The sequence below is a fragment of the Gulbenkiania mobilis genome, from assembly GCA_004346645.1.
Classification (GTDB): domain Bacteria; phylum Pseudomonadota; class Gammaproteobacteria; order Burkholderiales; family Chromobacteriaceae; genus Gulbenkiania; species Gulbenkiania mobilis.
Genome location: SMDA01000003.1, coordinates 194,152 through 214,116 on the forward strand (window position 1 = coordinate 194,152; position 19,965 = coordinate 214,116).

General features: G+C 65.6%; 21 protein-coding genes. 11 read left to right on the forward strand and 10 right to left on the reverse strand.

Features of this window, described 5'->3' with window-relative positions; all coding sequences use genetic code 11:
- Positions 1-6 precede the first annotated feature (6 nt).
- The 6 genes from glnA (at position 7) to EV669_RS05905 (ending at position 8,007) form a co-directional block, all read left to right on the forward strand.
- A complete protein-coding gene (glnA, locus tag EV669_RS05880; RefSeq protein WP_054284590.1) occupies positions 7-1,425 on the forward strand; it encodes a type I glutamate--ammonia ligase in 1,419 nt (472 codons plus the stop codon).
- Positions 1,426-1,557: 132 nt separating this feature from the next.
- On the forward strand, positions 1,558-2,061 hold the full coding sequence (locus EV669_RS05885; RefSeq protein ID WP_132098139.1) for a DUF4124 domain-containing protein: 504 nt from the start codon (positions 1,558-1,560) through the stop codon (positions 2,059-2,061).
- Between the two features lie 93 nt (positions 2,062-2,154).
- A complete protein-coding gene (glnL, locus tag EV669_RS05890; RefSeq protein ID WP_132098140.1) occupies positions 2,155-3,210 on the forward strand; it encodes a nitrogen regulation protein NR(II) in 1,056 nt (351 codons plus the stop codon).
- Between the two features lie 29 nt (positions 3,211-3,239).
- Complete coding sequence (gene ntrC / locus EV669_RS05895) at positions 3,240-4,688, forward strand: nitrogen regulation protein NR(I) (RefSeq protein ID WP_055433133.1); 1,449 nt, start codon at positions 3,240-3,242, stop codon at positions 4,686-4,688.
- Positions 4,685-5,203 carry a GNAT family N-acetyltransferase gene (locus tag EV669_RS05900; protein ID WP_132098141.1) on the forward strand — a complete coding sequence of 173 codons (519 nt, stop codon included), beginning with the start codon at positions 4,685-4,687 and terminating at the stop codon, positions 5,201-5,203. The genes ntrC and EV669_RS05900 overlap by 4 nt, the downstream gene beginning before the upstream one ends.
- 98 nt (positions 5,204-5,301) lie before the next feature.
- Positions 5,302-8,007, forward strand: a complete 2,706-nt coding sequence (locus EV669_RS05905; RefSeq protein ID WP_132098142.1) for a cation-translocating P-type ATPase — start codon at positions 5,302-5,304, stop codon at positions 8,005-8,007.
- On the opposite strand, the gene EV669_RS05910 is transcribed toward EV669_RS05905, so the two are convergent.
- Positions 7,928-8,902, reverse strand: coding sequence for a LysR family transcriptional regulator (locus EV669_RS05910; protein ID WP_132098143.1), 975 nt, complete (start codon positions 8,900-8,902; stop codon positions 7,928-7,930). The genes EV669_RS05905 and EV669_RS05910 overlap by 80 nt on opposite strands.
- A gap of 93 nt (positions 8,903-8,995) precedes the next feature.
- On the opposite strand from EV669_RS05910, the gene metE reads away from it, so the two are divergent.
- Positions 8,996-11,305, forward strand: coding sequence for a 5-methyltetrahydropteroyltriglutamate--homocysteine S-methyltransferase (gene metE / locus EV669_RS05915; protein WP_132098144.1), 2,310 nt, complete (start codon positions 8,996-8,998; stop codon positions 11,303-11,305).
- Positions 11,306-11,356: 51 nt separating this feature from the next.
- Here the strand turns inward: metE and EV669_RS05920 are convergent, their stop codons facing one another.
- The 3 genes from EV669_RS05920 to EV669_RS05930 all read right to left on the reverse strand — a co-directional run bounded on the left by EV669_RS05920 (position 11,357) and on the right by EV669_RS05930 (position 12,955).
- Entirely contained in the window at positions 11,357-11,821 is a 465-nt protein-coding gene (locus EV669_RS05920) for a SixA phosphatase family protein (RefSeq protein WP_055433136.1), read from the reverse strand.
- Positions 11,822-11,895: 74 nt separating this feature from the next.
- Positions 11,896-12,597, reverse strand: coding sequence for an LrgB family protein (locus EV669_RS05925; RefSeq protein WP_132098145.1), 702 nt, complete (start codon positions 12,595-12,597; stop codon positions 11,896-11,898).
- Positions 12,598-12,601: 4 nt separating this feature from the next.
- The gene (locus tag EV669_RS05930) at positions 12,602-12,955 is read right to left on the reverse strand and encodes a CidA/LrgA family protein (RefSeq protein ID WP_054284581.1); all 354 of its coding nucleotides are present in this window, start codon (positions 12,953-12,955) and stop codon (positions 12,602-12,604) included.
- 146 nt (positions 12,956-13,101) lie between these two features.
- On the opposite strand from EV669_RS05930, the gene EV669_RS05935 reads away from it, so the two are divergent.
- From EV669_RS05935 to EV669_RS05950, 4 genes are all read left to right on the forward strand, one after another.
- Positions 13,102-13,644 carry a chorismate--pyruvate lyase family protein gene (locus tag EV669_RS05935; protein WP_318271340.1) on the forward strand — a complete coding sequence of 181 codons (543 nt, stop codon included), beginning with the start codon at positions 13,102-13,104 and terminating at the stop codon, positions 13,642-13,644.
- On the forward strand, positions 13,641-14,507 hold the full coding sequence (gene ubiA, locus EV669_RS05940; RefSeq protein WP_132098147.1) for a 4-hydroxybenzoate octaprenyltransferase: 867 nt from the start codon (positions 13,641-13,643) through the stop codon (positions 14,505-14,507). Before EV669_RS05935 ends, ubiA begins: the two co-directional genes overlap by 4 nt.
- A 120-nt stretch (positions 14,508-14,627) precedes the next feature.
- Positions 14,628-15,110: a hypothetical protein gene (locus EV669_RS05945; protein WP_132098148.1), complete on the forward strand. Its 483-nt coding sequence runs from the start codon at positions 14,628-14,630 to the stop codon at positions 15,108-15,110.
- Positions 15,111-15,296: 186 nt separating this feature from the next.
- Entirely contained in the window at positions 15,297-15,500 is a 204-nt protein-coding gene (locus EV669_RS05950; protein ID WP_054284577.1) for a hypothetical protein, read from the forward strand.
- 67 nt (positions 15,501-15,567) lie between these two features.
- Here EV669_RS05950 and EV669_RS05955 read toward each other — a convergent pair whose 3' ends face one another.
- The 6 genes from EV669_RS05955 to hda all read right to left on the reverse strand — a co-directional run bounded on the left by EV669_RS05955 (position 15,568) and on the right by hda (position 19,767).
- On the reverse strand, positions 15,568-15,993 hold the full coding sequence (locus EV669_RS05955) for a hypothetical protein (RefSeq protein WP_054284576.1): 426 nt from the start codon (positions 15,991-15,993) through the stop codon (positions 15,568-15,570).
- Positions 15,990-16,940, reverse strand: coding sequence for a Nudix family hydrolase (locus tag EV669_RS05960; protein ID WP_132098149.1), 951 nt, complete (start codon positions 16,938-16,940; stop codon positions 15,990-15,992). Before EV669_RS05960 ends, EV669_RS05955 begins: the two co-directional genes overlap by 4 nt.
- 70 nt (positions 16,941-17,010) lie before the next feature.
- Positions 17,011-17,880 carry an ATP-binding protein gene (locus EV669_RS05965; protein ID WP_132098150.1) on the reverse strand — a complete coding sequence of 290 codons (870 nt, stop codon included), beginning with the start codon at positions 17,878-17,880 and terminating at the stop codon, positions 17,011-17,013.
- Between the two features lie 14 nt (positions 17,881-17,894).
- Complete coding sequence (locus EV669_RS05970; protein ID WP_132098151.1) at positions 17,895-18,413, reverse strand: GNAT family N-acetyltransferase; 519 nt, start codon at positions 18,411-18,413, stop codon at positions 17,895-17,897.
- 2 nt (positions 18,414-18,415) lie between these two features.
- Positions 18,416-19,096, reverse strand: coding sequence for a histidinol-phosphatase (locus tag EV669_RS05975; RefSeq protein WP_132098152.1), 681 nt, complete (start codon positions 19,094-19,096; stop codon positions 18,416-18,418).
- Positions 19,096-19,767, reverse strand: coding sequence for a DnaA regulatory inactivator Hda (gene hda / locus EV669_RS05980; protein ID WP_132098153.1), 672 nt, complete (start codon positions 19,765-19,767; stop codon positions 19,096-19,098). The genes EV669_RS05975 and hda overlap by 1 nt, the downstream gene beginning before the upstream one ends.
- Between the last annotated feature and the right edge of the window lie 198 nt (positions 19,768-19,965).

Consider the following 19,965-nt stretch of genomic DNA (forward strand, 5'->3'; position numbering starts at 1 on the left):
ACCCTCATGGCGGTTGCTGACGTTTTGAAGCTGATCGAGGACAACGATGTCAAATTCGTTGACCTGCGTTTTACCGACACCCGCGGCAAGGAGCAGCACGTATCCATCCCCGCCCACATCGTCCTCGAGGACGGCGAAGGCTGGTTCGAGCGCGGCCACGCCTTTGACGGTTCCTCCATCGCCGGCTGGAAGGGCATCCAGGCGTCCGACATGCTGCTGATCGCCGACCCGGCCACCGCGCGCATCGACCCCTTCTTCGACGAGCCGACGGTATTCATGCACTGCGACGTGATCGACCCGGCCGACGGCAAGGGCTACGACCGCGATCCCCGCTCTATCGCCAAGCGTGCAGAAGCCTACCTCAAGGCATCGGGGCTCGGCGACACGGCCTACTTCGGACCGGAACCCGAGTTCTTCATCTTCGACAGCATCACTTGGGGCACCGACATGTCCGGCTGCTTCGTGAAGATCAAGGCCGAGGAAGCCGCCTGGGCTTCGGCGGAGGAGTTCGAGGGGGGCAACATGGGCCACCGTCCGGGCGTGAAGGGAGGTTACTTCCCGGTCCCGCCGGTGGATTCCTCGCAGGACATCCGCTCCGCCATGGTGCTGATCCTGGAAGAGCTGGGCGTACCGGTGGAAGTACACCACCACGAAGTGGCCACCGCCGGCCAGAACGAGATCGGTACCAAGTTCAGCACGCTGACCCAGCGCGCCGACTGGACGCAGATCCTGAAATACGTGGTACACAACGTGGCCCACAGCTACGGCAAGACCGCCACCTTCATGCCCAAGCCGATCGTGGGCGACAACGGTTCCGGCATGCACGTCCACCAGTCCATCTGGAAGGATGGCAAGAACCTGTTCGCCGGTGACGGCTATGCCGGCCTGTCCGACTTCGCGCTCTATTACATCGGCGGCATCATCAAGCATGCCAAGGCGCTGAACGCCATCACCAACCCGGGTACCAACTCGTACAAGCGTCTTGTACCGCATTACGAAGCACCCGTGAAGCTGGCCTACTCGGCCAAGAACCGGTCCGCCTCGATCCGCATTCCGCATGTGGCCAACCCGAAGGGCCGTCGCATCGAGGCGCGCTTCCCCGATCCGCTGGCCAACCCGTACCTGTGCTTCGCCGCACTGATGATGGCCGGCCTGGATGGCGTGCAGAACAAGATCCATCCGGGCGATGCCGCCGACAAAAACCTCTACGACCTGCCGCCGGAAGAGGATGCCAAGATCCCGACCGTGTGCGCCTCTCTGGAGGAAGCACTGGCTGCACTGGCTGCCGATCACGAGTTTCTGACCCGTGGCGGCGTGTTCAGCAAAGACTGGATCGATGCCTACATCGAACTGAAGATGCAGGAAGTGAACCTGCACCGCATGACCACCCATCCGGTGGAATTCGCGATGTACTACAGCCTGTAAGGCTTCGGCACAGCGTGTATCACGGCAGCCTGCGGGCTGCCGTTTTTATTGGGTGTCGGCCAACGCAGGCATACCCGGCAGCCGGACGTTGGCTTATCATGCACCCACCACTGCCTTCAAGCTGTTCAAGCCATGAAACTTCTCGCTGTCTGTCTGATGCTGGCGGCGGGCATTGCCCAGGCCGCCACCGTCTACCGGTATGTCGATGCCAACGGCAACGTCACCTTCACCAACGTACCGCTCAAGGGCGCCCAGCCGATGAAGCTGCCGGGTCTGTCGAGCTATTCGAACCGCAATGCGGAAGGCCAGGGCAGCAGTGCGCCCGCGCCCCAACCCGCCGCACCGGCCCCGCGTGTGCCCACGGCCTATCCGTCTGTGGATCCAAGCACGCAGCGCCAGCGCGATGGCAGCCGCCAGCAGATCCTGCAGCAGGAGCTCGCCAACGAACAAAAAGCTCTGGAAGCGGCCCAGAAGGCCTTGGCCGAAGGGCGAGCCACCCGCAACGGCGATGAAACCCGCAACTACCAGAAGTATCTGGACCGGGTACAACGTCTTCAGGATGCGGTCACCGACCGTCAGAAGAACGTCGAAGCCCTGCAACGCGAGCTGGGTCAAGCACAGGCCGCACCAAAATAGTGCAACATGGGTCTTTTCAGCCCTGCAAACCCCGCCGTGGCTCTGGCGTAGATATTGCTAAGAGCCCGCGGACAGTGCTTACGGACCAGGCCCATGACCGCATCTCACTATGCCGGACTCGAACTGCTGGACACGCCCGTGCTCATCGCCCGGGCGGATGGCCGCCTCGAATTCGTCAACCCCGCATGTGAAAACCTGCTCGCCCTCGGACGGCGAGAGCTGCTGCGTCACCGGCTGTTCGACCTCTTCCATGAAAGTGTGCCGCTGCGGCAGGCCCTGAAGACGGCCCTGAGCCATAACGCCAGTTTCATCGAGCACGATCTGGAACTGACAGTGGCGCATAGCGAACTGCAGCTGCATGTGGCGCTGTCGGTGACCCCGGTGGATGCCGAAGGCTCGCTTGCTCTGGTGGAGCTGCGTCCGCTCGACCAGCAGCTGAAGATCGCCAACGAGGAGCGACTTCTGTTGCAGCAGCAGGCCAACCGCGAACTGATCCGCAACCTGGCCCACGAGATCAAGAACCCCCTCGGCGGCATCCGCGGTGCGGCCCAGCTGCTCGAGCACGAGCTGGCCGAGCGGCCGGAGCTCAAGGAGTACACCGCGGTCATCAAGGAAGAAGCCTTGCGGCTGCAGTCGCTGGTTGACCGCCTGCTGGCGCCGCACAAGCGGCATGTGTCCAGCGAGGTGAACATTCACGAAGTGCTGGAGCGGGTGCGCAGCATCGTGCTGGCCGAGTATCCGAGTGGCCTGACGCTGCTGCGTGATTACGACACCAGTCTGCCCACGCTGATCGCCGACAAGGAGCAGCTGATCCAGGTGGTGCTCAACATTGTGCGCAACGCCATCCAAGCCATGAAGGGCCAGGGCGAGATCGTGCTGCGCAGCCGGGTGGCGCGCCAGGTCACATTGGCCCGCAAGCGCTACACACTGGCGCTCAAGCTGCAGATCGTCGACAACGGCCCCGGCATTCCGGAGGACATCCGCGACCATATCTTCTATCCACTGGTGACCGGCCGCGCCGAAGGCACGGGCTTGGGGCTGACCCTGGCGCAGGCCTTCGTTCACCAGCACGGCGGCACCATCGAGTTCGACTCACGCCCCGGCCACACCTGCTTCACCGTCTTGCTTCCCTTCGGCCACGACGCCTGAGCGCCGGCGACAATCACAAGGACATGCCCATGACGCAACCGGTCTGGATCATCGACGACGACAAAGCCATCCGCTGGGTGCTGGAAAAGGCCCTCACACGCAGCGGCATCCGCTTCGAGAGCTTTGCCAGCGCCGACGACGCGCTCAATGCCCTGTACGACCATACGCCACAGGCCATCATCAGCGACATCCGCATGCCGGGCACCGATGGTTTGCGCTTCCTCGCCCAAGTGAAGGCAGAGCATCCACAGCTACCGGTCATCATCATGACCGCACACTCCGACCTGGATTCTGCGGTGGCGGCTTTCCAGGGAGGGGCCTTCGAGTACCTGCCCAAACCCTTCGACGTCGACCACGCCTTGGCACTGATCGAGCGCGCGGTGGGCGAGCGGTCCCAGGCGGGAGAGTCGGGCGCGGGGCTGGAGAACATGCCCGCCCTGCTCGGCCAGGCGCCGGCGATGCAGGACGTGTTCCGTGCCATCGGCAGACTAAGCCAGTCGAGCGTCACCGTGCTGATCACCGGCGAGTCGGGTACGGGCAAGGAGCGTGTGGCCGAGGCACTGCACCGGCACTCGGTGCGGGCCGGCAAGCCGTTCATCGCCCTGAACACCGCCGCCATCCCCAAGGACCTGCTCGAATCCGAACTCTTCGGCCATGAAAAAGGGGCCTTTACGGGGGCGCTGGCCATGCGCCGCGGGCGATTCGAGGAGGCCGAAGGCGGAACGCTATTCCTCGACGAGATCGGCGACATGCCCACCGAACTGCAGACCCGTCTGCTGCGCGTGCTCTCCGACGGCCACTTCTACCGTGTAGGTGGGCATACGCCGATCAGGGCGAACGTGCGCGTCATTGCGGCCACTCACCAAAATCTGGAAGAGCGGGTCCGGCAGGGGCAGTTTCGGGAGGATCTCTACCATCGTCTGAACGTGATCCGCCTGCGCCTACCCCCGCTGCGCGAACGCAGCGAGGACATTCCGCTCCTTACCCGCCATTTTCTGGTACGCAGTGCCTCCACGCTGGGCGTGGAGCCGAAGCGGCTCACCGACAGTGCGATGGACTGCATCCGGCATTACCCCTTCCCGGGCAACGTACGCCAGTTGGAGAACCTTTGTCAGTGGATCACGGTGATGGCCCCGGGCCAGACGGTCGAAGCATCGGACCTGCCCCCCGAGGTACGCGACCCGATGGCGGGCAATAGCCTGGAAGCAGCGCCGGCCGTTCAGGGAGCTGTACCGACACCGCTAGTTGCTGCGGACTGGACACGGGGGTTGGCCGAAGAGGTCGCCCGGCGTCTGCGGGCGGGTGAGATCGGCATCATCGACGACCTGACACGACGCTTCGAAGAAACCTGCATCCGCAGTGGGCTGGCCCACACTGCCGGTCGCAAGGTGGAGGCCGCCCACCTGCTGGGCTGGGGGCGCAATACGTTGACGCGCAAGATCCACGAACTCGGGCTGGAGGCGGGGAGCGAAGGATGATGCTGCGTGAATGCACCCATCTCAAGGCCGAGGACATCGCTGCCTTGGCCAAGCTCCTGCAGGCCACGGTGGAGGCCGGCGCTTCGGTCGGTTTCCTCGCTCCGCTGGAGGAAGGCGAGGCGCGGGCCTACTGGCAGGCCGTGGGCTGCGCGCTGGGTGGCCCGGCGCTGCGCTGCTGGGTGGCCGAGATGAACGGCCAGCCGGTCGGCAGCGTGCAACTAGCCCCCTGTCTGCGTGCCAACGGTCGGCATCGCGCCGAGATCCAGAAGCTGATGGTCCACCCTGCCCACCGCAGGGCCGGCATTGCCGCCGGGCTGATGCAGGCAGCCGAAGACGCCGCGCATGCCCAGGGCTGCACCCTACTGGTGCTGGACACCGAGGCGGGCTCGCCTGCCGAGCGCTTCTACCGGCATCTAGGCTGGGAGGCGGTAGGGGACATTCCAGACTACGCCCTCACCCCTGACGGGCAATTGCTCACCACCCGCTACTTCTACAAGCGGCTCGGCCGGCGCTGAGACAAGCTTGCGCTGCCGCAAGCTTCCTGTGCGGCAGCGGAACCCGCGCTCCAGCCAGTCGTCTATCCTTCAGAACCCAATGTCATGAAGGATCGCCCATGGCCGCCCCCAGCGACTGGCACGCCCTAAGTGCCGCAGAGACCCTGGCCACTCTTGAAACGTCCACCGACGGACTGGACGATGCGGCGCTTTGCCAGCGGCGCGCACACCATGGCTCCAACACCCTGCCCCAGGCCCGCCCGCAGACCTTGCTGCAACGCTTTTTCCGCCAGTTCCACAACCTTCTGATCTACATCCTTCTTGCCGCGTCGGGCGTCACGGCCTGGCTGGGGGACATGCTGGACACAGGCGTGATCCTGGGCGTGGTGCTGATCAATGCCGTAATCGGTGCGCTGCAGGAAGGGCGGGCCGAAAGTGCACTGTCGGCCATCCGCACCCTCCTCGCGCCCCGCGCACTGGTACGGCGGGGCGGCCAGCGGCAAGAGGTGGAGGCCGCCTCACTCGTACCAGGCGACATCGTGCTGCTGCAAAGCGGCGACAAGGTGCCGGCCGACCTGCGGCTGGTGGAGGTGCGTGCGCTGCGGGTGGACGAATCCGCGCTGACCGGTGAGTCGGTGCCGGTGGAAAAGTCCGAGGCGCCCTGCCGGGCCGATACCCCGTTGGCCGAACGACACAACATGGCCTATGCCGGCACGGTCGTCAGCTATGGCCAGGCAGAGGGTGTGGTGGTGGCCACCGGTCGCGAAACCGAACTTGGCCGCATCACCACGCTTCTGGCCGGCGTGGAGAGCCGCGAGACCCCGCTTACCCGCCTGCTGGACCGCTTCGCCCGCTGGCTGACCGGTGTCATCCTGGCCGTCACCGTCCTCACCCTGCTGCTGGGTGTGTACTGGCGCGGCGAGAGCTGGGAAGCGATGTTCCTCGCCGGCGTGGGGCTGGCTGTGGCCGCAGTGCCGGAGGGGTTGCCAGCGATCGTCACCATTACCCTTGCCATTGGTGTGGAGCGCATGGCACGGCGGCGGGCGATCATGCGCAAGCTGCCGGCGGTGGAGACCCTCGGTGCGGTCAGCGTGATCTGCACCGACAAGACCGGCACGCTGACCCGCAACGAGATGATGGTGGCCGAGATCATGCTGGCCGACGCGGCCCTCGTGGCCGAAGGCAACGGCTATGCGCCTGAGGGTCGGTTGCTGCGAGAGGCCCAGCCGCTGGAGGCGGGCACGCTGCCCACGCTTGCGCCGCTGCTGCGGGCGGCCGCCCTGTGCAACGATGCCCGGCTTTATGTACGCGACGGCCAGTGGCAGGTGGAGGGCGACCCCACCGAGGGGGCTCTTCTCACACTGGCGCACAAGGCAGGTCTGCCGCCTGAAACATTGCTTGCCCGCCTGCCCCGGCTGGACACCCTCCCTTTCGAGTCGGAACGGCGCTTCATGGCCACGCTGCATCATGATCATCAGGGCCACCGCGTGGCCTACCTGAAGGGCGCGCCGGAGGTGATCCTGGCCCGGGCAGTCAGCGCGCTGTCGGGCCAAGGGCCGATACCGCTGGAGGTCGGCTTTTGGCAGGAACGGGTCAATGCCTTGGCGGCGCGGGGTCTGCGCGTGCTGGCGCTCGCAGCCGTTCCGGATGTGGTGGAGGCCGAGCTCGATGAGAGCCTGCTCGAAGGCGGGCTGACCCTGCTAGGCCTGGTGGGCCTGATCGATCCGCCGCGCGAGGAAGCGCGCGAAGCGGTGCGGGCATGCCAGTCTGCCGGAATCCGCGTCAAGATGATTACCGGCGACCATGCAGCCACGGCCGTGGCCATCGGTTCGGCACTGGGCATCGGTGACGGGCGCCGCGTACTGACCGGGGCCCAGCTGGAGGTGCTGGACGACACCACGTTGGCCGAAGCCATCCGCGACACCGACGTGTTTGCCCGCACCAGCCCCGAGCACAAGCTGCGGCTGGTGAAGGCGCTGCAGGCCGAGGGACGGGTGATTGCGATGACCGGTGACGGGGTGAACGATGCCCCCGCCCTCAAGCGTGCCGATGTGGGTGTGGCCATGGGAGCCAAGGGCACCGATGCCGCGCGCGAAGCCGCCGACATGGTGCTGACCGATGACAATTTCGCCTCGATCGTGCGGGCGGTGGAAGAAGGCCGGACCGTCTACGACAACCTGAAGAAGACCATCCTGTTCATCCTGCCCACCAATGCCGGTGAAGCGGCGATCATCGTCGCGGCCATCCTGGCGGGGGTACCCCTGCCGATCACCCCGCTGCAGATCCTGTGGATCAACATGGTCACCGCCGTCACGCTGGCGCTGGCGCTGGCCTTCGAGCCGCCCGAAGGTGATGTGATGCAGCGTCCGCCACGCCCACCTGAGGCGCGGCTGATGGACGGGCTGTTCGTGTGGCGGCTGGTATTCGTGGGCGCACTGATGGTGGCGCTACCGTTTGCGCTCTATCTCTGGGCCGAGGCAAACGGCAGCACGGTGGCCCAAGCCCGCACGCTGGCCGTCAATGCCATGGTCGCCACCGAGATCGGCTATCTCTTCAACAGCCGCGCCCTGCTGGCAGCCCCCTGGCCGCGGGGTGGGCGCCGGCCTAACCCGGCGGTGGCCTGGGCCGTGGGCGTGCTGCTGCTCTTGCAGGCCGCGCTGACCGGTCTGCCGATGATGCAGCGGCTGTTCGGCACGGCGCCGCTCTCGGCGGGCGAATGGCTGGCGGTGGCTGGATGCGGTGGGGTCACTTTTCTGCTGGTAGAAGCGGAGAAGGCCCTGCGCCGTCGGGCAGGACAGAAAGTGGCGCCAGCTCGGGCAAGGTAGCGAACGCCGTACCGCGCACGGTGTCGAGGAAGTCCTGCATATAAGCGAGCGGCGCGTCTTGCGTGCGACAGGCAGCGTACAGTTCGCTTGTCAGGGGCGGCTGGCCGATCGGGCGCGCCACCACATATCCGCGCTCAAGATAGGGCTTGACGGCCCAGAGCGGCAGGGCGGAGATGCCACGCCGGCTGGCCACCAGCTGGATGATGGCTACGGTCAGCTCCGAGGTACGCCGCGCCGGGCTCACCCCGGCCGGCCGCAGCACCTTGCGCACCAGGTCCAGCATGGCGTCCGGCACCGGGTAGGTGATCAGCGTTTCGTCGGCAAAGTCCTCCGCCTGCCACACTTTCCTTTCAGCAAGCGGGTGATCACGCGCTGCAATGCCTGCCATGCGATAGGCGAACAGCGGCTGATGGCATACCTCAGGCTGTGCCTCGGCTTCCGACACGATTGCCACATCGGCCCGCCCCGTCAGCAGCAGGCCCACCGGGTCGGCATGAAACCCCGAGACAATGTCCAGCTCCACCGCGGGCCAGTGGCTGCGGAAGGTGTCCATCGCCGGCATCAGCCAGTCGAAGCAGGTGTGGCACTCCACGGCAATCCGCAGTGAACCGGCCTCGCCTTCCCGCAGCCGGGCCAAGGCACGGTCCGCGTCCTCCACCGCGCGTAGCACCTCGCGCCCCAGCGTGAGCAGCCGCTCTCCGGCGGGACTGAAGCGCACGGGCTGACTCTTGCGTTCGAACAGGCTCAGTCCGTAATGCGCCTCCAGCTGGCGCAGTTGGTGAGACAGGGCGGACTGAGTGAGGAACAGGCGGTCGGCCGCAGCCGACACGCTGCCGGTTTCGGCCAAGGTCAGCAGGGTACGCAGGTGACGTAGCTCGAGCAGGCTGGGCTTCATGAATCACACTCATGCAAAATATAAAAATAATGCGTTTGATTCATTATGCCGCAACCCAGATGATGAAATCACTTCATTGAGACGAGGTGAACCATGACCACCATCCATCTGCTGGGCTTTGGGCGCATCGGTGCGCGGCGTGAGCTCAAGACATTGCTGGAAGACTACTGGCACGGCCGCATCGACGCCACGGCCCTTCACACCGGCAGCCGCCAACTACGGCAGCGTCACTGGCTGCTGCAGAAGGGCGCCGGAGTGGACATCAGCCCGGTCGGTGATTTCGCGCTCTACGACCATGTACTGGATGCCCAGATCCTGGTCGGTGCGCTACCGGAGCGTTTTGGGCTGAATGCAGCGCAGCTCGACAACGAAGGCTACTTCGCCCTGGCGCGTGGCACTGCGGAACAACCCGCGCTGGAAATGACCAAGTGGTTCGACACCAACTACCACTACCTGGTGCCGGAGTGGTCGGTCGATACCTGCTTTTCGGCCAACCCTGCGCCCTTGCTTGAAGCCCTGCAGGCCGCCCAGGGATTAGGCATGCGGGCCAAACCCGTGCTGGTGGGGCCGCTAACGCTGCTGTGGCTGGGCAAGGTGCGCGGCGCCCCCTTCGACCGGCTGTCGCTGCTGCCCGCCCTCGTCGAGACGTATGCAAGCCTGCTTCAGGCGCTGGCAGCGGCCGGGGCGGACTGGGTACAGATCGACGAGCCTATCCTGGCGCTGGATCTTCCCGGGGCATGGCTAGCGGCGCTGGACACCTGCTACCGGCGTCTGGCCCAGGCCCCGGTGCGGCTGCTGCTGGCCACCTACTTCGGCAGCGTAGCGTCCCATGCGGCGCGTCTGGCCGCGCTGCCGCTGGCCGGCCTGCACCTGGACCTGGTCCGGGCGCCGGAGCAGTTGGAGACCTTCCTCGAACACTGGCCGGCGGGGCGCGTACTGTCGGCGGGCGTGGTGGATGGCCGCAACGTCTGGCGTGCTGACCTCGAACACTGGCTCGACCGGCTGGAGCCCGTGTACGGTCAACTGGGCGAAACACTGTGGCTGGCACCGAGCTGCTCGCTGCTGCACTGCCCACTGGATGTGGCCCAGGAAACGCGGCTGTCGCAGGACGTGAAACTCTGGCTGGCGTTCTCTGTGCAGAAGCTCAACGAGCTCAAGACCCTCAAGCGCGGGCTGGAGCAAGGGCGTGATGCGGTGGCCAGCGAACTGGCCGGCAGCCGTTTTGCCCGGCAGCTGCGCAGCAGCAGCCCGCTGATCCACCGCCCGGAGGTGGCGGCCCGTCTGAAAGCGCTGCCCGCGGGCAGCGACCGGCGTGCCAGCTCCTACCCGGTGCGTGCCGCCCGTCAGGCCGCCTGGATGAAGCTGCCACTTCTGCCGACTACCACCATCGGCTCCTTTCCGCAAACCCCGGCCATCCGCAGCGCACGGGCCGCCTTCCGCAAGGGCGAGCTGGACCAGTCTGCCTACGAGCAGCGGATGCGGGCCGAGATCGAAACCGCCATCCGTCGTCAGGAAGCGCTGGGGCTGGACGTGCTGGTGCACGGTGAGGCCGAGCGCAACGACATGGTGGAATACTTCGGCGAGCAGCTCTCGGGGTTTGCCTTCACTGAGCACGGCTGGGTGCAGAGCTACGGCAGCCGTTGCGTGAAGCCGCCCATCCTCTACGGGGATGTGGCCCGCCCGGCACCGATGACCGTGGCGTGGTCGGTGTATGCGCAGAGCCTGACGTCGCGTCCGGTCAAGGGCATGCTGACCGGGCCAGTCACCCTGCTGCAGTGGAGCTTCGTGCGCGACGACCTGCCGCGCAGCCTGGTGTGCCGGCAGATCGCGCTGGCGCTGAACGATGAAGTGCTGGACCTGGAGAACGCCGGCATCCGCATCATCCAGATCGATGAGCCGGCGCTGCGCGAGGGGCTGCCCCTGTCGCGGGCGCTGTGGGCAGACTATCTGGACTGGGCGGGCCAAGCCTTCCGCCTCGCCTCGGCGGGTGTGGACGATGCCACGCAGATCCATACGCACATGTGCTATGCGGAGTTCGGAGACATCCTGCCAGCCATCGTGCACCTGGATGCAGACGTGATCACCATCGAAACCTCGCGGTCGGACATGGCGCTTCTGGACGACTTCGGCAGTTTTGCCTACCCGAATGCCATCGGACCTGGGGTATACGACATCCACAGCCCGCGCATCCCTCAGGAGGCGGAGATCACTCGTCTTCTGGAGCGCGCCTTGGAGACAGTGCCGGCAGCCCGTCTTTGGGTCAACCCGGACTGCGGTCTCAAGACACGCCAGTGGCCGGAAGTAGAAACCGCACTGGGCAACATGGTGCGGGTGGCCCACCGGCTGCGGGCAAGGTTGGCCGAAGGGCGCGGTCTGCCAGCCGGCCAGAACGTCTGCCCATAAAGGGCACGGGCCTGAAGAAAGCCCCGGTGCGGTGCAGAGGCCACACCGGGGCTAGTCGTTGGCGGTCAGCACGCCCGGCGTCATCATCACCTTCAGTCGTACCTGCTCAATGCCGTGGCGTGCCCGGTGCTGCAGCCACCAGACCGCGCCCTTCTTTACGCTCCACAGCTGCGGCTCGCCCGCCAGCAGGCGGGCTGCGGTGCGTCCGATGTAGGGCTGATGCCCTACCAGCACCACTGTACCCTCCCCCTCGGGCCAGCCGACGGCGGCCAGCACGCTGTCCACATCGGCATCGGGGTTCAGGGCGGGCAACACTTCATAGGATTTGGCGAGAAACGCGGCTGTCTGCTGAGAACGGATAGCCTCGGAGGCCAACAAGCGGTAGTCCCGCGGCAGACGCAGGCGCAGCCAGGCCGCCATGTGGCTGGCCTGCTGCTGGCCACGGCGCGTCAGGGCGCGCGCCAGGTCATCCGAACCTTCCTCGGCCTCCGCGTGGCGCCACAGAATCAGATCCATCTCTCCTCCCTCCGGTATCGCGTTGATTGGCCACAAGCATACCAAAAGGGCGTTTCGGCGCGGTTGCGGCGGCTTTAAGGATGGATGAAGCCAACCAGGAGCGGCACCACGACGGCGGTGAAGAGGCCGTTCAGACCCATGGCCAGCCCGGCAAAGGCACCGGCCGGCTCGGAGATCTGGAACACCCGCGCCATGCCGATGCCGTGCGCGGCAATGCCCGTGGAGACCCCCAGCACCGTCTCGTCGCTCAGTCTCAGCCAGCCGAACAGCGGCTTGACGATCACCGCACCGAAGATTCCAGAGAGGATAACGAACATCGCCGAAAGTTCGGGAATGCCCCCTATACCCTGCGAAACACCCATGGCGATCGGGGTGGTGACGGCCCGGGTGCACAGCGAGAGCAATACTTCATGGGGCAGGCCTGCCACCGCGCCGAACCCGACGGCGCTGACGATACCGGTCAGCCCGCCGATGCCGATAGAGAGCGCCAAGGGAAGCGCCGCCCGCTTCAGGCGGGCCAGATTGCTGTACAGAGGGACTGCCAGCGCTACCGTGGCCGGCCCCAGCAGCATCTGGATGAACTGCCCGCCGCGGATGTAGTGATCGAAGGTGGTACCGGTGGCCACCAGCCAGGCCAGCAGCAGCAGGCAGCCTACCAGTACCGGATTGGACAGCGGATGACCACGAAAATGACGGTTGATGGCGATGGCTGCACGATACGCCACCAGCGTGACGAAAATCGCCACCAGGGGCGAGGTACGGATGAACTCCAGCATGGCCCTATCCCCGTCTTTCGCTGCGCAGGCGCAGCGCCAGCCTGAGCACGGCGGCCGGCACCAGCAGGGTGACCAGCGTCGAGGCCACCAGCACGAAGGCGATCGCCAGCGCATGGCCGGTTAGGAGGTCGCGGTAGGCAAGCACTGCCGCGCCGGCCGGAATGAACAACAGCGACAGGTGCTTGAGGAAAGCCGGCACGTGGCTGGCCAGCACGGCCGGTGTCCCGCGCCGCCAGCACAGCGTAATGAAAAGGAAGAGCATGCCGAGCACCGCGCCGGGAATCGGCAGGCCACATGCACGGCTAACGAGTTCACCGGCGAGCTGGTAGCCCAGCAGCCAGATCAGCGATTCGATCATGATGGGTTCAGGCGTCCTGCAGGTCGTCGGACCAAAAGCGTCATCATAACCTTGCGGTGCAGCATCGCCCAGCGGGATAACCCGCCCCTGCCGCCCAGGCGGCGGCTAGGGGACAGCCTGCGTCGCGTTTTGGCATAATGCGCGCCATGATTGCCCACACCCCTTGGCACCCCAGCCCGCCGCGCCTTCCCCCTGCGTTGCTTGCCTGCCTGACCGCGCGCGGCTCGCTCACCGAGCACCTGATCGCCACCGGCCATCCCTTCGGCGTGACCGTGGTCATGCAGGGCATGGCCGAGGTGGCCGCCGACGAGGCGCAGTGGCTGGGCCTGCCGCCAGGCAGTCCGGCCTATGTACGTCATGTGCTGCTGACGCTGTCCGACACGCCAGTGGTGGCCGCGCGCAGTGTCACCCCCCCGGATGCCACTTTCTGGCGCGAGGTGCTCGAACGCGGGGGCCGGTCACTCGGCTTCACGCTGTTCGGAGAGCTGGACGACCTGGAGCGCAGCCCACTGGCTTACTGTCGGGCCGGGGACGACCACCCCCTGGTCCGGCTGGCGCGTGACGCCGCCGGCCTGCATACCCCTCTGCAGCACCTGCCGGCACGCCGCTCTCGCTTCCTGCGCGACGGCGCCCCGTTGATCGTGGCCGAGGCGTTCCTGCCCACGCTAGAAAGGTTTCTGCTGTCATGACCGCTACACTGCACACCCGACTGTACAACTACGCGCACCTGATGCGCCTGCATAAGCCCATCGGCACACTGCTGCTGCTATGGCCGACCTACTGGGCACTGTGGATTTCGGCCAACGGGCACCCGGAGTGGCGGGTTGTGCTGATCTTCACTTTGGGCACGTTCCTGATGCGTTCGGCAGGCTGCGTGATCAACGATTACGCCGACCGCCACTTCGACGCGCACGTGGAGCGTACCGCACAGCGGCCGTTCGCCCGCGGTGCGGTCACCGAGCGCGAGGCACTGCTCTTGGCCGCCGGTCTAGCGCTGGTGGCCTTCCTCCTCATCCTGCCGCTTAACGGGCTTACCCTTCTGATGAGCCTGCCGGCCCTTTTCCTGGCAGCCACCTATCCGTTCACCAAGCGCTTCTTTCCGGTGCCGCAGGCCTACCTCGGCATCGCCTTCGCGTTTGGCGCTCCCATGGCGTTTGCCGCGCAGACGGGTACAGTACCGGCGCTGGCATGGCTGATCCTGTGTGCCAGCGCATTCTGGACGGTGGCCTACGACACGGCTTACGCCATGGTCGACAAGCCGGACGACATCAAGATCGGCATCAAAACCTCTGCCCTCACCTTCGGTGACCACGATGTAAGCGCGGTCATGCTGTGCCATGCGGTGTTCATCGGGCTGATGGCCTGGCTGGGCGTGCTGACCGGGCGGGGCATCTTCTACGCGGCCGGACTACTAGCAGCAGTCGTGTTGATCGGTATGCAGTATTTCGACATCCGCGACCGTGACCGCGCGCGCTGCTTTAAGGCCTTTAACGACAACAACCGGGTGGGCGCGGTCATTTTTGCCGGTCTGGCCCTGGATTACCTGTTGTAATTTATAAACAAATATAAAAGAACTAATAACAGCAGGCATCGAAATTGCCCGTATCTCCCTACTGCTTGTCGAAGCGCTCCGCTTACGACGATCCGTCAACGCAACCATAGGGAATACATGATGAAAAAGTTGTCTGCTGCACTGATCGCGTCCGCTTTCGTGGCCACCAGCGCCTTCGCCGCAACGCCGTCCACCTCGGGTACCGGTAACACCGGCTCCGGCTCGCCCACTTGGTCGCAATCCGGCTCGGCCGCCGCAGGGGGCAAGGCCTCGGCTTCGGCTCCGTCCGCCGCAACCAAGAAGAATGGCGCCAACAACAACCGTGGAACCAAGAACACCAATACCACCCGCAGCAACAACCGTCCGGCGCAGGACTCCACCTACAACACCTACAACCAGGGCACGACCACCGGCCAACAGGGCAGCAGTATGGGTAACGGCAGCACCCTGGGCCAAGGTGGCGCTGGCACCTCGGGCGCTGGCAGCACCACTAGCGGTAGCGGTACTTCCGGCACCAACGGTACCTCTGGCAGCACCACCGGCTCGTCCTCGGGTATGGGTGCCAGCACCGCCGGCAGCGGCTCGGGCTCGGTCGGCCAGTAAGCCCGCCTTTCGCACCATAAAAAACGGACCCTCGGGTCCGTTTTTTATGGCTGCACACTTTTCACGCGTCGGGCCAAAAACCTGTCAACCGTCCTGCCCAAGGCTGCGTTATGGAGGGGACTGGTTGAACAAGACAACGCCAGTGTTACCGTTGCTTTCCATACTTCTGGATAAAAGGATTTGGCCATGAAAAAACTGCTTGCCGCCCTGATTGCTGGTACTTTCGCCACCGCCGCTTTTGCTGCCACCCCGGCTGCACCCGCTGCTCCGGCTGCCAAGGCTGAAGCCTCCCAACCGGCTGCGGCCAAAAAGGCTACCCACAAGAAGGCAGTTCACAAGAAAGCCGTGCACAAGAAAGCCCACAAGAAGGCCGCTTCCGCAGCACAGTAATCCCGAGCCGGTCTCGCTGAGCAAGAACGGGCGCCCCAAGCGCCCGTTGTTTTTGGCAAGGAGCCTTTCAGCTCACTGTGAAGCCCAGTTGGTAATGCCGGCCATCGACCTCCAGCGTCATCAGCCAGTCGGCGCGACCGGTGCTGCAGACCGGCAGCGTCACCCGTGCCCGCCAGACCTTGCCATCGGCCACGAACCGGTAGCGGTTGAACCCCATGTCCATGCCCTGCATGGAAAACTCGGCTGATGGTGCCTGCCCCCCCGCGCCTGTCAGCACGATCTCGAATGGCCGACCATTGGCAGGCGGCGTGACAAAATGCACACTGCCGCCACCGGGCAGCCTACAGCCACGGCCCAGGTCGTTGCAGGCAACGGTCTGCACCGGCACCCTGCTCGCCTGACGAAGATAGTGCACGATCAGGCCGATCTTCAGCCCCCCCAGGAGCATCAAGGCCACACCGATGGCCAGCCACTTCTTCTGTCGAGCGTTCATTGCCATGCTCCCCGCATCAGCGCCACACCGTGAGCGCCGGCAGCGCGGGCGGCCTCCAGATCGGTCTTAGTCAGTCCGCCCAAAGCGTAGACGGGCAGGCGCGCGCCGGCCGCCAGCCGGCATTCGAAACCATCCCAGCCGATCGGTACCGCTTCCGGATGGGTGGCTGTTTTCTTCACCGGGCCGAGCAATGCGTAATCCAGCTCCAGCTTTCCCGCCAACTCCAGCTCCTGCGCGTTGTGCACCGAGGCACCCACCCACGCAAACGCCGGCCGGGCAGTAAGTGCGCAAAGGCGGTGGGCGGGCAGATGCACTCCGTCCACCGGCCAGTCTTCTACCCACGCCGGATCAGCATTGACTACCACCTTTCCACCGCGGGCGTGAACGATGCCGGCCACCTGGGCGACGAAGTGCTCCAACCGTGTGCGATCCATTTGCGGTTCCCGCACCTGTACCCAAGGCAAGGCGGGGCCTTCGGCCAACCTTTGGAGCAGTGCGGTCTCCCCTATCAGGTGGGCACAGGTAATGGCAAACATTGATGGCAGCTCCATCGACTTGAGGATCGGCCCGTTGGCCGGCAGCATCGGCGCCACCGAAGGCGCGCCGGGCTGCTGCCAAGCGAAGGACTGGCCTTCCTGGGGCTGTGGCGTGCCTGCCCAGCGCCAGATACGGTAAAAGCGCAGCTCGACGGTGGCGTGCTCGTAATGATGCACCCGGGTCAGCCAGGGGGTGGCCGCCTCGACCCGGATGCCCATCTCCTCGTTGAACTCACGCACCAGCGCGGCAAAAGGGGTCTCGCCCGGCTCCACCTTGCCGCCGGGAAACTCCCAGTACCCTGCATAGGGCTTGCCTTCGGGGCGGCTGCCGAGCATGAAGCTGCCATCCGGGCGCATCAGCGCACCGGCCACGACCAGCAGACGAGAAGGATTCGGGGATAGGGAGGTCATATTGAAGTTCCGCAAGCGTCCGCCCGAGAGGCGGGCGCAAGCCGTCAGAAGGTTGGCCGAAGGTTCGGGGTCAGGCGTCGGGGCCATTGGTCGCGTCGCGCCCGGCCCAGTCGCAGGCAAACTGCCACGCCACACGGCCCGACCGGCTGCCGCGCATCAGGCTCCACTGCAAGGCGGCGCGCTCGGCGGCCTCGTCGCAGGGCAAACCGAAATGGGCTAGCCAGCGTGCCACGGCCGCCAGATACGCCTGCTGGTCGAAGGGGTAGAAAGACAGCCACAGGCCGAAGCGGTCCGACAACGACACCTTTTCCTCGATGGCCTCGCCGGGGTGGATTTCGCCATCGTGCTGTTGCACATCGCGGTTCTCGCTGACCTTCTCGGGCATCAGGTGACGCCGGTTGGAAGTGGCGTAGACCAGCAGGTTGCCGGCGCGCCGGGCCAGCCCGCCATCCAGTGTGGTCTTGAGTGCCTTGTAGGCGTCGTCGCCTTCCTCGAAGGAAAGATCGTCGGCAAAAAGAATGAAATGCTCCGGCCGCTCGGCCACGCGCGCCACGATCAACGGCAGGTCCACCAGATGGCTCTTGTCCACCTCGATCACGCGCAGGCCGTTGCTGGCAAAAGCAGCCAGCAGTGCCTTCACGAGCGAGGACTTGCCTGTGCCCCGCGCCCCTGTCAAGAGCACGTTGTTGGCGGGCCGCCCTGCCAGGAACTGGCGGGTATTGCGCACGATCTGCGCCTTTTGCCGGTCGATATGGGTCAGGTCATCCAGGGCCACGGTATGGGGCGCGTGGATGGCCTCCAGCCAGCCGGCCAGCCCTTGGCGACGCCAGTGAAAAGCCGGAGCCGTCCAGTCGGGTTCGGGCATCGCCGGGGGCAACAGCGGCTCCAGCCGGGCCAGCAGCGCTTCCGCGCGGGTGAGGAACTGTTCCAGTTTGTCCATGTAGGGGCCGTCGCTCAAGAAATCAGGGGTTTCTGCAGCACTTCCAGCGCCAGACCCGGTTGCAGCAGCCTGCCTGCACCCGCGTCCATCGGGAAAGGTAGCCGCTCGCCGGTGGGCTGGTAGCCGCGCCGTAGATAAAACGCGCGCAGTTCCGGTCGGGCCGAGATCACGCTCATCCGCGCTAGCGGCAATCCGTGCACGTCGCGCAGCCGTGCCTCCGCACAGGCCAGCATGGCCGAGCCCAGCCCGCCGTCCTGGCACGCCGGCTCTACCGCCAGCATGCCCACGTAGCCGTGATCAGGGCCGGGTTCCACATAAACGCAGGCAAGCAATACCCCGGCACGACCTCCCAGCCAGACCTCCCCCGGGCCGGCCACCAGCGCCGACAACTGGTCAAGATTGATGCGTTCCCCGCGCAGCAGGGCGGACTCGTGCGTCCAGCCGCCTTCCCCCTGCGCCGGCCGGTAGGCACGGTTGACCAGACGGAGCAGAGCCGGCAGATCGGCGAGGGTGGCCCGTCGCAGGTCCAGCATGCTCAGCCCCGCAGCGAGATCACCGGCCAGCCACGAGCTTCGGCGATCGCGCGCAGCGTCGGATCCGGGTCCACCGCTACCGGGTCGGTCACCCGCTCGAGCAGCGGCAGATCATTGCGCGAATCACTGTAGAAGAAGCTTTTCGGATAGCTGCCCAGCGTTTCGCCCCGTTCGGCCAACCACGCTTCCAGGCGCTGGATCTTGCCGTGCTGAAAGCTCGGGATGCCGGTGGGCCGGCCGGTGAAGCGTCCATCGGCCCCCTCCTCCAGCTCCACGGCGATCAGGTGTTCCACCCCCAGCTCCCGGGCGATGGGGCCGGTAATGAAGCGGTTGGTGGCGGTGATGATCATTACCACGTCACCGGCCGCCTGATGGGCAGCCAGCAGTTCGCGCGCCCGCGCCGGGATGATCGGACGGATGTGCTGTTCCAGATACTCGGCATGCAGTGCATCCAGCTCCGCGCGGGAAAAGCGCGCCAGCGGCGCGAGCTGGAAGGCCAGGAACTCCTGGATGTCGAGCGTGCCTGCCTGATACTGCGCATAGAAGTGATCGTTCTGTCGGGCGAAGTGCGCCTCGTCCAGCAGGCCGCGGCGGATCAGGAACCGGGGCCATTCGTGATCGGAGTCACCGGCCAGAAGCGTGTTGTCGAGGTCGAAAAGGGCAAGGTTGTGCGTGGGAGTCATCATTCGCTCGGAGCGGTTTGCAGGATGTTGCGCACCAGGGGCACGGTGATCGGCCGCCGCAGAGCCAGTGAATAGCGGTCCAGCATGTCGATCATGCCCGTCAGGCTGGCCAGGTCGCGGCGCCAGTGCGTCAGGAGATAGCGGAAGACATCGTCGGGAATAGACAGCTGCCGGTCCGCGGCATGGGCGCGCAGCGCCGCCAGCTTGTCGTCGTCCGAGAGCGGGTTCACCGCGAACACCAGCCCCCAGCCGATGCGGGTGCGCAGGTCGTCACGCACTTCAAGTGCAGCCGGAGGTCGGCGGCCCGCCATCAGCAACCGCCCCTCGCCGCCTTCCTTGAGCGAGTTGTAGATCGAGAACAGCGTGATCTGGTCATCGGGGGGCAGCTCGTCCACATGGTCCACCGCGATGAAGCTGGCCTCGCGGGCAAAGTCCGGCAAGGGTTCCACCCGCGCATCCAGATAGATCGAGGCGCGCCCCAGCGTTTCGGCGTGGGCGATCCACGCCTGCAGCAGATGGGTCTTGCCACTGCCCGGCGGCCCCCACAGATAGACGAAGCGCTCGTCGCCCGGATGGGTCAGCGCCGCGATGATCTCGCGGTTGCGCTCGGCGACGAAATTGTCGAACGCCGGCAGGGGCGTGGGGGAAAGGTCGAGTACGAGCTGGTCCAAGATACGGTGCGACGGTTCAGACGGACAGGTTGGCCGAAGAGAGGCAATGCCCCGATTTTACGACGATACGTCCCCACGGCAAAACCATGTACACGACCGGGCGGCCCCATCGGAGTACGCCGCCCCGAAACCGGGAAAATTCGGTTAAAATACAGGCGCTTTCGTGAACAGAAAGCTTGACGTGAAACTATCCCGGCC